The 13,169-nt window shown below is 60.6% G+C and carries 10 protein-coding genes; 2 read left to right on the forward strand and 8 right to left on the reverse strand.

Annotated elements, in window-relative coordinates; translation table 11 throughout:
- The first annotated feature begins 92 nt into the window (after positions 1–92).
- Positions 93–530, forward strand: coding sequence for a hypothetical protein (locus Q0X18_RS05120; protein ID WP_297559369.1), 438 nt, complete (start codon positions 93–95; stop codon positions 528–530).
- A 47-nt stretch (positions 531–577) separates the two neighbouring features.
- Here Q0X18_RS05120 and pheA read toward each other — a convergent pair whose 3' ends face one another.
- Positions 578–1,420, reverse strand: a complete 843-nt coding sequence (pheA, locus tag Q0X18_RS05125) for a prephenate dehydratase (RefSeq protein WP_297559373.1) — start codon at positions 1,418–1,420, stop codon at positions 578–580.
- 249 nt (positions 1,421–1,669) lie between these two features.
- Between pheA and Q0X18_RS05130 the strand changes: the two genes are divergently transcribed.
- Positions 1,670–2,692, forward strand: a complete 1,023-nt coding sequence (locus Q0X18_RS05130; protein ID WP_374707502.1) for a lipid II:glycine glycyltransferase FemX — start codon at positions 1,670–1,672, stop codon at positions 2,690–2,692.
- 276 nt (positions 2,693–2,968) lie between these two features.
- On the opposite strand, the gene Q0X18_RS05135 is transcribed toward Q0X18_RS05130, so the two are convergent.
- The 7 genes from Q0X18_RS05135 to Q0X18_RS05165 all read right to left on the reverse strand — a co-directional run bounded on the left by Q0X18_RS05135 (position 2,969) and on the right by Q0X18_RS05165 (position 13,077).
- Positions 2,969–3,571 (reverse strand): 3'-5' exonuclease, encoded by a 603-nt coding sequence (locus Q0X18_RS05135; protein WP_297559375.1) that lies wholly within the window; start codon positions 3,569–3,571, stop codon positions 2,969–2,971.
- Between the two features lie 10 nt (positions 3,572–3,581).
- Entirely contained in the window at positions 3,582–5,387 is a 1,806-nt protein-coding gene (locus Q0X18_RS05140) for a putative nucleotidyltransferase substrate binding domain-containing protein (protein WP_297559377.1), read from the reverse strand.
- Between the two features lie 4 nt (positions 5,388–5,391).
- On the reverse strand, positions 5,392–5,829 hold the full coding sequence (locus Q0X18_RS05145) for a hypothetical protein (protein WP_297559380.1): 438 nt from the start codon (positions 5,827–5,829) through the stop codon (positions 5,392–5,394).
- 74 nt (positions 5,830–5,903) lie between these two features.
- On the reverse strand, positions 5,904–7,631 hold the full coding sequence (locus tag Q0X18_RS05150; RefSeq protein ID WP_297559382.1) for a sodium:solute symporter family protein: 1,728 nt from the start codon (positions 7,629–7,631) through the stop codon (positions 5,904–5,906).
- An 11-nt stretch (positions 7,632–7,642) separates the two neighbouring features.
- On the reverse strand, positions 7,643–7,897 hold the full coding sequence (locus Q0X18_RS05155; RefSeq protein WP_297559384.1) for a DUF4212 domain-containing protein: 255 nt from the start codon (positions 7,895–7,897) through the stop codon (positions 7,643–7,645).
- Positions 7,898–8,441: 544 nt separating this feature from the next.
- Positions 8,442–10,325, reverse strand: a complete 1,884-nt coding sequence (acs, locus tag Q0X18_RS05160; RefSeq protein WP_297559387.1) for an acetate--CoA ligase — start codon at positions 10,323–10,325, stop codon at positions 8,442–8,444.
- Positions 10,326–10,434: 109 nt separating this feature from the next.
- A complete protein-coding gene (locus Q0X18_RS05165) occupies positions 10,435–13,077 on the reverse strand; it encodes an AMP-binding protein (protein ID WP_297559389.1) in 2,643 nt (880 codons plus the stop codon).
- Between the last annotated feature and the right edge of the window lie 92 nt (positions 13,078–13,169).

Genomic DNA, 13,169 nt, shown 5'->3' on the forward strand with positions numbered 1-13,169 from the left:
TAGCGTGAGAGCGAGGCCACTGGTCATTTAGGCCGGACTTGGCTATGGTATTGCCTGCGAGGTCGCTGACCTCAAAACAGGAGGTGCATGCCATGAAACGATTACCCTTGCTGCTTGCCATGGTTTTGCTGGCTTTTGCTTCCACGGGACTGGCCCAGCGCTCTTTCCAGCTGCGCATCTCGGTGCCTTCGCCCACGCTGGGGTTTGGCCTCGAGGCCAACCTACAGCGCGACCTGGTGGCTTTGGTTTACGGCGATGTGATTTTCCAGGGGCCGGGCTTCCTGATTGGGGGCGAGGTGCTCTTCAAGCCCGACCTGGGCCGGTTCGACCGTGACCTGCGGGGCATCAAGCCCTATTTTGGTGGTGGTCTGGGCCTGCGGCTGCCCAATGCCAACTTTGCCCTCACCCTGGATGCCGGGCTCGAGTTCGCCCTCGACGGCGACACGGGGCTGTTTATTGGCGGCCAGAGCGTCTTCCCCTTCAACAGCTCGCCCTACGGCCGGGTGTTGTTTGGGGCCACCTTCCGCTAGTCCCTAGCTTCACCCCAAGCCCATGCGCCCCTTGCGGGGCGCATTCTTTATGGCTCCCTGAGCAGACCCCAGCTTGTAACGGCGGGGTAGGAGCCCAGCACTTTGACAAATGAGGCCCGGCGCAAGAGGGTGAGCAAAGCCTGGGAGGGGCCGGGGTCTTCGGCGTGGCCTTCGAAGTCGGCGTAGAAGATGGGGGAGAAGGGGCGGTCGGGGTCGCGGCGGGGGCGGGACTCGAGCTTGGTCAGATTAATCCCCTGGTCGGCAAAGGCCTGCAAAGCGGCCAAAAGCTCGCCGGGGCGGTGGCGGGTGGTGAAGACCACCGAGGTTTTGTAGGGCCCTTCGCGGCGGGGGAAGTCTTCGCGCGAGAGCACAAAAAAGCGCGTGTAGTTGCCGATGAAGTCCTGAATGCCCTCTGCGATAATCTCCAGTCCGTAGCGCTCGGCGGCGCGCCGGCTGGCGATGGCGGCCAGACCGGGCTGGGGGTGTTCGGCCAGCTCGCGGGCGGCCCCGGCGGTATCGTAGACCGGTTCGGCCTCGAGCTTGTACCGGGCGATGAAGCCGTCGCACTGGGCCAGGCCCTGGGGGTGACTTTTAACCTTGCGGATATCTTCCAGGCGGGTTCCGGGCGGGGCCAGCAGGCAGTGGTCTACCTTCAGCACCAGCTCGCCGACCACATGCAGGTCGGTCTCGAGGAGCAGGTCGTAGGTCTGGTTGATGATGCCGGCGGTGGTGTTCTCGACCGGCACCACCCCCAGGTCTACCTCGTGGTTCGAAACCGCCGAGAATACCTGGTGAAAGGTGGGCAGGCCGATGGTCTCGGCCTCGGGGAAGGCTTTGAGTGAGGCTTCTTCGCTATAGGCACCCTCGGTTCCCTGGAAAGCGATACGCATAACTCAGCCCAGTATATGTATTTTGTGGTTTCGCTGTACAACGGCTCCTGGCGATACCCTGCACAGAGTAACCTGTGGCAACCACCGTTTTTATCCGGTGCAAGGGTTGGCTGAGCCTGTTGAAGCCGATTCTCGGGTAATTTTGGCAACGACTGGAGGCCAATGACCCGTACTGGAAGACGTTGTGCAGAGACACGCCTCTTAACGAGGTTGAAGCGTATCTGCGTAAAGACAGTACAATGGTGATTCGTGCTAAGACTGGAACCCATTTCCGACCCCGCCATCTGGAACCAGATGGTGTCTTCGCTGCCCATTACCAGCGCATTGCAGTCGTGGGGTTGGGGCGAGGTTAAGAGACTTTCGGGCTGGCAGCCGGAGCGCTACGCGGTTTACGACAACAGCGAGCTTATCGCTGCCGCACAGCTTTTTCGCCGCAGATTTATCGGGCCTGTTTCGATGCTGTATGCCTCGAGGGGCCCCGCACTCAGGAGCATTCAAGACCTGCCCAGGGTGGTCGAGGTGCTCAAACAACAGGCACAGGGCGCGGTGTACCTGAAGCTCGAGCCCGAAACCGGCCAGCCGGCCCAGCAGGCCGCACCGGAATTCTCCCGGATGCAAATTGAGGAGACCATCCAACCCGAGTACACCATCTGGCTCGACTTAACGCTGGGCCGCGAGGGCTTGCTGGCTCAGATGGACAACATGCACCGCCGGAATACCAAACTGGCTGAAAAGCGCGTTGTGACCACCATTGAAGGCCCCGAAGCCTTCGAAGAGTTCTGGCAGCTCTTTGAGGAGACCAACCGCCGGGCCAAGCTCTTGCAGCATTCCAAAACCTACTACCAGACCGTGCTCAAGGAGATGAATCAGCCCTTGGGGCAGGCCTTCATTTCGATTTCCCGACTGGAGGGCAGGGCTCTGGCCGCCGGTTTGTTTGTGGCGTTTGCCGGCAAAGTGGACTATCTCTATGGGGGCAGCAGCCGCGAGAACTCCAACGCTAAGGCCCCCAACGGTATGCACTGGGGGGCCATCAACTGGGGACTTCAGAATGGCTATCGTATCTACGATTTATGGGGGGTGCCCCGTCAGAGCGAGGGCAGCCATGCGGCCGGTATAGATGCCTTCAAAGAGGGTTTTGGCGGCAGCCGGGTGCGCTTTCCTGCTTATGACGTGGCCCTCTCGCCACTGTACGGTGTGATTAAAAAGGCCCTGCGCTGGCGTAAAAACTGGGTCAACTATCGCACCCGTGGCACAACCCGCGATGTGCTCTGAATGCACTATGGGAAGCTCGTTCCCTAACGCGTCGCAACAAAACAGACATCTACGCTTCTGACTACTTCCTCGATGTTTGAACCGCTCCGTAGTCGAGAGTGGCTAGTGTGATACGCATTTCGGTAGTATCGTTCACTTAGACAAGCCTAAACGATACTACCGAAATGCTTTTCTACTCCCTTCGGTCGGCTTGAGTCCTTCACCGCTGGGCGTAGTCAGAGGTGAAGGACTCAAGCGGAAACGGTATGAGCAGTGCTGTAGTGAGCCGATCGGTTTTTATGTGAGCTGATGCAGGGTTTGTGCTTGCAACCGATGCCGGAGCGCTAAAAAAAGCTCGGCTGTGGCCAGCGCATCCCACAGAGCATGGTGCTCGAGGTGGCCGGGCAGTCCAAAAATAGCCCTGGCGGCTCCCAGTGCGCTGGGGTAGGGCCGGCTGTAGGGCTCGAGCTGCCTTCTTCGCTCGTTGAGCCGGGCCAGCAGCACTGTCGTATCCACTACCAGGGGCTTTGCCCAGGGCCGGCCTAAAGCTCTACAGCTTTGCTTCAAAAACCCCAAATCAATTGAACTAAAGTGCAACACCAGCACATCCCGGTTTATTCGCCGCTGTACCTCGTCGAGCACCTGTGCCAGGGGTGGCGCCGTCTCTAGTTCGCCGGGCAGGATATGGTGAGCCTTAATGCCCTCGATCGAGAGGGTCTCGGGCCGGGCCGGGCGCACCAGGCTGTAGTAGTGCGCGCCAAACTCGATCACCCCGCTGCGGATGGGCACCATCCCCACCGACAGAATCTGATCGGATGGCTCCAGGCCGCTGGTTTCCAGATCCAGGGCCCAGTAGTTGACCTCGTTCCAGGCAGGGCTTTTGCGAAAAGGCCACAGCATGAGCGGTACATTAACCCAGACGGTCGGTGTGGAAGCGCTGGCTCATGGCCTCCTGCATCTCGCGGATCTGCAAAAAGGCCTCCTTGAGGTGTCGGCGCTCGAGCGAGGAAAGCTGATCCAGTTGAATCTTGTTGCTGGGGGCAAGCCCCTGTCGCATGCTGGCGAGTTGCTGACGTAGCCGGAGGCGCATCAGAAAACCGAAGGCTTCGATCAGAGTTTCGGCTCCTTCCTGGCTTAGCTTGTTCTCGCGGGCAGCAGCCCGCAGGCGCTCGACCGTGCCCTTGGCCAGGCTGCCGGCTTCCAGGGCATGCACGCGGGCCAGGCTTACGATGGGGGCAATGCCCCCCTTTTTGATATCCACCCCGCCGTCTTCCTCCCGAATTTTCCGGAAAAACCCGATGGGAGGCCGGAACTGCACCGAAGCCTTGGCCAGGTGTGCGAGAAAGATGGCGTGCGTGCTACTGGAAGCCACAATTTTTTCCAGCGGTTCCAGTGAAAGCGCACCATAGACCTTGCGAAAATCGAAGAAAATCTGGGCCTCGAGCAGCTCCTGGGGGGTGGGGGTCTCGACCCAGTGCTGGAAGAGCTTTTGCCACTCTGTAAGGGGTTTGTGCCAGTGGGTGGCCATGTAGCCGCCGGGGCAGGGTGGGAAGCCGGCTTGTATCAAGCCACCAACTACATACTCTGCCAGTTCGGCGAAATACCGCTGGGCTTCGGGGGACTCTTCGGCGTAGACCAGGGCGTTGTCCTGGTCGGTGAGCAGAGCCTGCTCCATGCGCCCTTCGGAGCCAAAGACCATCCAGGCATAGGGTGTGGGGGCTGGCCCCAGGCGCTCTTCGGCCTGGCGCAGCAGAATACGAATTAGCTGATCGTTGAGGGAGCTGACGCTGCGGCCAATCTCGCTGGCCCCCAGGCCTCCCGCCAGCAGCGACTCGGCGATGCCGCTCAGCTCTTTGGCATAGCCTTTCAGGTCATCCAGGCTGCGGGTGCGCTCGAGCCGCCGCAACAGGTGCAGGGGGCTGCGGGCCTGCTGGCGCATGAAGACCGTATCGGTCACCAAACCCACAATCTGGCCGTCTTGCTCCAGGGGTAGATGGTGAATGCCCTGCTCGACCATAAAGGCCAGGGCCTCGAACAGGGGTGTACTGGCGGGCAGGGTTTTGGCCGGGGCGCTCATCACTTCCACCAGAGGGGTTTCGGGGCCTTTCCCCTCGGCCAGCACCCGGTTGCGCAGGTCGCGGTCGGTCAGGATGCCCATCGGACTGCCCTCGACCAATACCGAACTGATTTGATGCTTTCGCATGACCTGCGCCGCTTCCTGCACCGTGGCGCTACGGGCTACAAAGACCGGGGGCCGTGTCACCAGCTCACCTACTGCCAGGCTTAGATCAATGTTGACGATCCTGGGCTCCTGGCTTGGCGCTACCAGGCGCAGACGCTCGGCCAGGCCTTTGGTAAAAAACTCGGCAAACGGTGGATGCTCCAAAAGCCTACGAAAAACCGCTTCGGGCCAGCGATAAACCAGCAGGTCGTCCTCGGCCACGACGTCGAAGGCGGGCGCATCCTGCGAGATAAGGGAGGGATAACCGAAGATATCTCCCTCTTCCAGGTGGATTACCGTCCGACCGTCGCGCTCGAGGCGGGCCATACCTTTGCGAATCATGTAGAGGTGCTGGCTTTTGGGGCCGTTGCGCTCCAGAACCTTGCTGTCCTTGGGGAAAAATGCAATTTCCAAACCCCGTTCTACCTGGCCTAGGGTCTCGCTGGGTAGCAGGTTAAACGGGGCGTGCGCACGAACGAACTCGAGCGGGTTCACGGTTCTATTTTGCCGACTTTGCCGGGGAGTTTTGCCCCTCTTCCGGTAGCCGGACAATCAGACCCGAACTGAGCCATGCCGATAACGGCAGAATGATGCTCAAAGCCTGATTGGCCCCGGAAAAAACCTGTAAGGCGTAGCCAAACAGCAAAGCGGGAAGCAACATGAAAAAGATGCGGAAAATGCGCTCGAGTCCAGGTTTAGGCGGTAGGGGCCAGAAGCGCGAAAACACCAACCCCAGCAACCCCCCAAGCATCACCGCTGTGGCAATACGTAAGAGGTCGAGCGGGGTGGGGAAAGGCCAGCCAGTCAGGTAATGTCCGACCGCGTAAAACAAAAATAAAAATGCTGAAATACCCACCAACAGCCGTAACAAGCGCAGCGTTAGATTGGGGGGCACGTATATGTTGCTTTTCTTGAGCGATTCGAAGTTTTTGTTCATGGCTGTAAGGTAATCCTATAGCACTCTCAAACCCAAAACGTGTGGGGGTGGGAAAACCCACCCCCAAGATTGTTTTAGTGATAATGCGCATCCTTGGCGCCGCGCGGAATCCGCACCGATTCGACCAAATCCTGTACTTCTTTGGGCGGTTCGGGGGTCATACGCGAGACAAAGTAGGTGATCACGAAGTTGAGCAGCATTCCTACCGTGCCAATGCCCTCGGGGCTTACACCCAGGAACCAGCGGGGCATACCAAAGTAGCTGGTGCCAATTATGTAGAACGCTGTGAAGACCAACCCCACAATCATGCCGGTAATGGCCCCCTCGCGGGTGGTGCGCTTGTCAAAGATGCCCAGCAGGATGGCCGGGAAAAAGCTGCTCGCTGCCAGCCCGAAGGCAAATGCCACCAATTGCGCGATAAAACCTGGTGGGTTTTGGCCAAAATATCCGGCAATCAGCACTGCCAGCAAGATACCTACACGGGCTACCAGCAGACGCTGCCCCTCGGAGGCCCTTGGGTTGATGATGCGGTAGTACAGGTCGTGTGAGAGCGCCGAGGAGATCACAATCAGCAGTCCCGACGCCGTGGAAAGCGCCGCGGCCAGACCACCTGCCGCTACCAGGGCGATGATCAGCGGGGCCAGCTTGGCCACCTCGGGCGTGGAGAGCACGATGATGTCGTTGTTGATGAACACCTCGTTGGCGCTGGTGGTGTCGGGGTTGTTTACGTCGGGACGGGTAGTGCCGGGTATGAACTTGAAGGCGTTGCCCTTGGCGATGGTAATGGTGCCGTTGTTATCTTTGTCTACAAAGCGCAACAACCCGGTTTTTTCCCACTTGGCTACCCAGTCAATTTGCCGTACCTCCTCAAAGGTTTTGCCGTGCAGGGTATTAATCAGGTTGTAACGAGCAAACACCGAGATGGCCGGAGCGGTGGTGTAGAGCAGAGCGATGAAGAGCAAGGCCCAGCCAGCGGAGGCGCGTGCGTCCTTGACCGTGGGTACGGTGTAGAAGCGAATGATTACGTGGGGCAACCCAGCCGTACCAAACATCAAACATGCCGTAATCAGCAGGATATTCAGCATGTCGAAGCGCTGGAACGGTTGCGTATACTGAGTAAAGCCCAGGTCTACCTGTAGCTGGTTGAGCCGGGTGGTGATGTCGCTAAACGTCAGGGCCAGTTGCGGGATGGGATTGCCGGTGAGGATGCTGGCGATGGCTACCGCTGGAATCAGGTAGGCGATAATCAGCACCGTGTACTGGGCTACCTGTGTCCAGGTGATGCCTTTCATTCCGCCCAGCACAGCAAACAGTGCGGTCACGGCCACCCCAACCCACAATCCGGTAACACTGGGCACCCCCAGGTAGCGGGCGAAAACCGTACCTACCCCCACGAGCTGCGGGATCACGTAGGTGAACGAGACAAACACCGCAGCCACCACAGCCACCACACGCGCGGTTTGGGAGTAGTAGCGGTCGCCCACGAAGTCCGGTACGGTAAATTTGCCGAACTTGCGTAGGTATGGAGCCAGGAGCAACGCCAGCAACACGTAACCGCCCGTCCAGCCCATCAGGTAGATGGTGCCGTCGTAGCCCAGGGTAGATATCAGGCCCGCCATCGAGATAAAGCTGGCCGCGCTCATCCAGTCGGCGGCGGTGGCCATACCGTTGGCGATGGGAGGAACCCCACGTCCGGCCACGTAAAAGCCCTCGGTCTCACGCACGCGCGCCCAGATGCCAATCCCCACGTACAGGCCGAAGGTCAGGAGCACAATGATCCAGGTCCAAAGTTCTACACTCACTGGCAACCCCCTTATTCGTGTACGTCGAACTGCTGGTCAATCTTGTTCATCTGGGAAACGTAGATGAAGATCAAGATGACGAAGATGATGATGGAGCCTTGGTGAGCAAACCAGAAGCCCAGCGGAACTGACCCGAACTTGATGTTGTTGAGCACGTTTACCAACAAAATCCCAAAGCCGTAAGAGACCACTGCCCAGACGATGAGCAGGTTACGGATCAGGGTAATGTTGGCCTTCCAGTACGCGTCGGCCTTTGCTTTATCCATGCCTACCTCCATGTAGCACAAGTCCGGCCACCATAGCCAGGGGGTGGTCGCTTTTGCGCGTTTCAGACTTGCGCCATGAATCTATAGCCCTTCTATTAACCGGGTCAAGTTATTGCCGGTTTTTGTATATATGCGAAAAGCGGTGCAATTATTTGTTTTATGAGAGCCTGGAAGGTTTACTGCGGGTGCGTTAAAGCCAGCAAAACGACCCCCATACATTCCATGGCTTTATAGCGATAACACCGTTTCTGCTTGAATCCTTCACCGCCCGCCATAGTCAGAGGCGAAGGATTCAAGCCGACCGAAGGGAGTAGAAAAGCATTTCGGTAGTATCGTTTAGGCTTGTCAAAGTGAACGATACTACCGAAATGCGTATAACACCGCACGAAGTAATCTGGCAGTGCTTCCGGGTTTTATGCGGTTTGGGGTCGGCTGAGCTTGTCGAAGCCGGCGTTATTTGACCTATCGGTTATTTTTGATGCTGGCTCCAGGTCGGATGTAAGCCTCGAGGCTAAGGAAAAGTTATCTCTGGATAAGTTTTTTTTTATTCCTCGAGCGTGCTCAAATCGCCCGGATCCCGCCCCATCTCCTGGGCCTTGAGCAGGCGTCGCAAGATTTTTCCGCTGCGGGTCTTGGGGAGCTTGTCCAGGAAAACCAGTTCACCGGGGGTAGCAATGGGGCCAAGCTCGAGCCGCACATGCTGCACGATTTCATCTCGCAGGGCCTCGGTTTTTTCGCGCCCCACCCGCAACACCACGAAAGCCTTGATGTTTTCTCCCTTGATGGGGTCGGGTACCCCAATTACGGCAGCCTCGGCCACCGCCGGGTGGGAGACCAGGGCGCTCTCTACGTCGGCGGTGCCAATGCGGTGTCCGGCCACGTTGAGCACATCGTCGGCACGGCCCAGCACCGTGAAGTAGCCTTCGGCGGTTTTGCTGGCTACGTCGCCAGCGGCATACACGTTGCCGGGTATTTCCGTCCAGTACTGGGTATAGCGGGCGTGATTACCCCAGACCGTGCGCATCATGTGGGGAAAGGGGCGCTTGAGCGCGAGCAAGCCACCGGTTCCGGGGGCTATTTCGTGGCCCTCGGCATCCACCACCGTGGCCTCCACGCCGGGCAGGGGCACCCCTACAAAGCCGGGCCGGCCCTCCAGGGTGAGGGGGGTGCCCAGGGTGGGGCCGCCCAGCTCGGTCTGCCACCAGTTGTCAGCTACAAAGCCGCGCTTGCCGCCCTCCATCAGATGCTCAACCGCCCACTGCCAGGCCTCCGGGTTGAGGGGCTCGCCGGCCACCCCGATGAACCGTAGCGACGAGAGGTCGTGCCGGGCGGGCCATTCGGGACCAAACTTCATGAACATACGAACTGCCGTTGGAGCGGTAAACATTACGTTGACCCGGTAACGCTCAACGGCCTGCCACAAAGCTGCTGGGTTGGGATAGTCCGGCGCACCCTCGCGCAGCACGCTGGTGATGCCCTCGAGCAAGGGCGCATACACGATGTAGCTGTGGCCCACAATCCAGCCGATGTCCGAGGTGGCCCAGTAGACATCGGTGTCCTTCACGTCGAAAAAGGTGCGCAGGTGGTAGGCCGTGCCCACCATATAGCCCCCGTGTACGTGCAACACACCCTTGGGTTTGCCGGTGGAGCCCGAGGTGTAGAGGATAAACAGAGGGTGCTCGCTATCCAGCGGAACCGCTTCGGCCTCGGGTTGGTGCGACCAGAGCAAACTGTTGAAATCGTGAAAGCGAGGCCCCTCGGGCACGGCTTTGTTGCGGCAGAACCAGATGGTGTGAACGTCTAGGTCTTCGATGGCCTGGAGCACGATGGACTCGAGGTCTACCGGCTTGCCCCGGCGGTAACTCACGTCCCCCGCAATTACCAGCCTGGCCCCGGCGTCCACGATGCGCTCGCGCAGCGCCGAAACCCCCAGCCCGGCGTACACCACCGAGTGAATCGCGCCAATGCGGGCGCAGGCCAGCATGGCGATAATGCCCTCCAGAGTAAGAGGCATGTAGATGATCACCCGATCGCCTTTTTCTACGCCCAGACTTTTTAGCCCTGTGGCCAGGCGCGAAACCCGATCCAGAAGCTCACCGTAGGTAAGCTTCTGCTCGCTACCGTCTTCGCTCAGGTATAAAAGCGCGACCTGGTTGCGCTTGGAACCCTGGGCATGGCGATCCAGGGCGTTGTAGGTGATGTTGGTCTGGCCGCCCACGAACCACCGGTGGTCGGGGAAGTTCCACTCCAGCACCTGCTCAAAGGGCCGGAACCAGTGAAACCGCCGGGCCTGTTCCCCCCAGAACGCCTCGGGGTCTTGCAGGCTGCGGCGGTATTCGGCCCAGAAGTCGGGGACGTTGGCGTGCTGCCGCAGGTTTTCGGGGGCCTGGTAGCTGACCTTGGATTTTAGCAGTTGCTCGAGTTCCATAGGGGCGTCTCCTGTTCTGGCAGAATTATGTGCATTGAGGGTTTCAGTGGTTTTCCGAGCGTGGTAACGGGCTTTTTCTGGATTTGAGCCGGGAAGTCCTCGCGCTTGCTCATGGCTCGAGGGTGGACAGGTCGCCCGGATCGTCGCCGAGTTCCTGGGCTTTGAGCAGGCGGCGCAGGATTTTGCCGCTCTTGGTGCGGGGTAGCTGGTCCAGGATTTCTACCTCGATGGGCAGGTGGATGTTGCCCAGTTGGCGGCGTAGGTGGGCTTGCAGCTTGTCGGCCAGGATGGCGCGCACCTCGAGGCTGGTCTCGCGGGTTTTCAGCACTACATACAACTTGATCACCTCGCCCAGCTCGGGGTTGGTAATTCCCACGGCAGCGACCTCTGCCACCGAAGGATGGGAAAGCATGGCCCCTTCAATTTCAGCCGTACCAATACGCATTTCGCCAGCTTTGATCACGTCGTCCGAGCGGCCCAGGAGGGCAATGTAGCCCTCGCTGTCGCGTACGGCGATATCGCCGGTGCTGTAGCAGCCGGGAATGCGACTCCACTGCTCGAGGTAGCGCTCGTCGTTGTTCCAGAAGGTGCGCATGAAGTGGGGGAAGGGTTGCCCGATGACCAGGTGGCCTTTCTGACCGGGGGGCAGCTCGCGTCCCAGGGCGTCCACTACCCGCACCTCGACTCCCGGCAAGGGGAAGCCCGTCTTGCCGGGTTTGGCCGGCATGCACAGGGGGGTGGATAAGCAGGGGCCGCCGGTCTCGGTCTGCCACCAGTGATCCACCACGTGGGCCAGGTGCTTGGCGGCCCAGTGCCAGACCTCGGGGGCCAGGTACTCCCCCACGCTGGCGACCAGTCGCAGGTCGGACAGACGGGCATTCTGGGCGAACTCGTCGCCGTGTTTGCGCAGGGTGCGCAGCCAGGTGGGGCTGATGATGAGCACGTTGACCCCGCAGTCCTCCAGCGTCTCGTAGAAGCTGCTCACGTCGGGGTAGTCGAGCCGCTCCGCCCGCAGCACGGTGGTCAGGCCTTCCAGCAAAGGGGCGTACAGGCCGTAGCTGTGCCCCACAATCCAGGAGAGGTCGGCGGTGGCCCAGGAGATCTCGCCGTCTTTGAGGTCGAAGAGGGTGCGCAGGTGGTAGGTGATGCCCACCATGTAGCCCCCGTGCACGTGCACCACACCCTTGGGTTTGCCAGTGGAGCCCGAGGTATACAGGATAAACAGGGGATGCTCGCTATCCACGGGCAGGGCGGGAGTGGTGGGGCGGTGGGCCTCGATCAAATCCCAGAATTCCAGCGGTCTGACCGTACCGCCCCGGCTAAACCACAGCACCGGTATATCCAGACCCTGGGTGGCCTCCTCGAGCACATGGTTGAAGTGCAGGGTGCGCCCGCCCTGGTACATGCGGTCGGCGGCCACCAGCAGCCGGGCCTGGGTATCCTTCAGGCGCTCACGCAGGGCCTGGCTGCCCAGGCCGGCAGGAATGGCTACGTGCACCGCTCCAATGCGGGCGCAGGCCAGGAAGGTCAGGGCCATTTCCAGCCCGGTGGGCATATACACCGCCACCCGGTCGCCGGGCTTGATGCCCAGCGACAGCAGCCCACCGGCCAGGCGGGCGGTGAGGTCGCGCAGCTCGCGGTAGGTTAGCTTGTGTACGGTGCCATCCCCGGCCAGGGCCATCAGGGCGAGCTGGTTGCGGCGGGGGCCGTCGGCGTGCCGATCCAGGGCGTTGTAGGTGATGTTGGTGGTGGCCCCCACGAACCAGCGGTGGTAGGGGGTGTCCACCTCCCGAACCCGCTTCCAGGGGTTGAACCAGTGGAAGCGCTCGGCCCAGGCGCCCCAGAAAGCCTCGGGCTGCTCGAGGCTGCGCCGGTACTCAGTGGGATAGTCCTTGAGGTTGGCCTTTTCTACCAGGGGCTTGGGGGCCCAGACGGGGGTTTCCTCGCTGGACGAACCCAGGTAGACCGGCGCGCTGGCGGGAAGGGGCTTGGCCTCATCCGAGGGCGGTTGTTCGGCTCGAGTGCGGCTGGAAGCGGCCCTGGCTACCTCCTGCACGGCCTGCACCAGCCGGGTAAAGGCGTAGGGAAAGCGCCTCGAGGGCACCACCACCCCAAAAGCCCCCATCACCGCACCGTCCGGGCTGAAAATGGGGGCGGCCACCCCGGAGATGCCGTCGGCGTGCTCCTCGAGCTCCACGGCAAACCCCATCTGGCGCACCTTGGCCAGCTCTTCCTCGAGGGTCAGCGGGTCGGTGATAGTGAGCCGGGTAAAGGCCTTGAGGTTTTGCAGGTGGGGGGCCTGGGCCTGGCTGTCCATGTAGGCCAGCACGGCCTTGCCCAGGGCCAGGGCATGAAAGCCCTCGGCGACCTGATCCTCCAGCCCGGCTAGCTTGGGTAGGCCCTGCCGGCCGCGGGTGGATAGGCGCAGCTTACCCTCGCGGTCGAGAAGGGCCAGATAGGTGCGCTCGCGGGTACGCAGATAAAGCTCTTCCAGGGCATCCGATAGCTTCTCGGGCTCGGCCAGGCGGTTGGGCGAAGGCGCCAGCGCGCTTTTGGAGAGCCGGTAGGTGCTGCCCTCCCGTTCGGCAAAGCCCTCCGAGACCAGGCTGGCTAGCAGGGCATAGGCGGTGGAGAGGCTTTTGCCCAGAAAAGCGGCCAGGCGAGCGGCTTCTACCCCCTCGGGATGCTCGGCCAGGTAGGCCAGTACCCGAAGCGCGGCTTGAACGGTGGTTAGCTTACGACTCTGTGCCATAGGTCTTCCGGTCTCTGCGCCCTGCTATCAGAAGACCAGCGCAGGCTCGTCTGGATTCTGTGGCTATGATGGCCCGGCTGCGTTTGAACTGT

The sequence above is a fragment of the Meiothermus sp. genome, from assembly GCF_026004075.1.
Classification (GTDB): domain Bacteria; phylum Deinococcota; class Deinococci; order Deinococcales; family Thermaceae; genus Meiothermus.

What these genes read in the sequence shown, in the direction of transcription:
- Q0X18_RS05120 (WP_297559369.1), top strand. Translation starts at nt 93, where the DNA reads ATGAAACGATTACCCTTGCTGCTTGCCATGGTTTTGCTGGCTTTTGCT.
- pheA (WP_297559373.1), bottom strand. Translation starts at nt 1,420, where the DNA reads ATGCGTATCGCTTTCCAGGGAACCGAGGGTGCCTATAGCGAAGAAGCC.
- Q0X18_RS05135 (WP_297559375.1), bottom strand. Translation starts at nt 3,571, where the DNA reads ATGCTGTGGCCTTTTCGCAAAAGCCCTGCCTGGAACGAGGTCAACTAC.
- Q0X18_RS05145 (WP_297559380.1), bottom strand. Translation starts at nt 5,829, where the DNA reads ATGAACAAAAACTTCGAATCGCTCAAGAAAAGCAACATATACGTGCCC.
- Q0X18_RS05155 (WP_297559384.1), bottom strand. Translation starts at nt 7,897, where the DNA reads ATGGATAAAGCAAAGGCCGACGCGTACTGGAAGGCCAACATTACCCTG.
- acs (WP_297559387.1), bottom strand. Translation starts at nt 10,325, where the DNA reads ATGGAACTCGAGCAACTGCTAAAATCCAAGGTCAGCTACCAGGCCCCC.
- Q0X18_RS05165 (WP_297559389.1), bottom strand. Translation starts at nt 13,077, where the DNA reads ATGGCACAGAGTCGTAAGCTAACCACCGTTCAAGCCGCGCTTCGGGTA.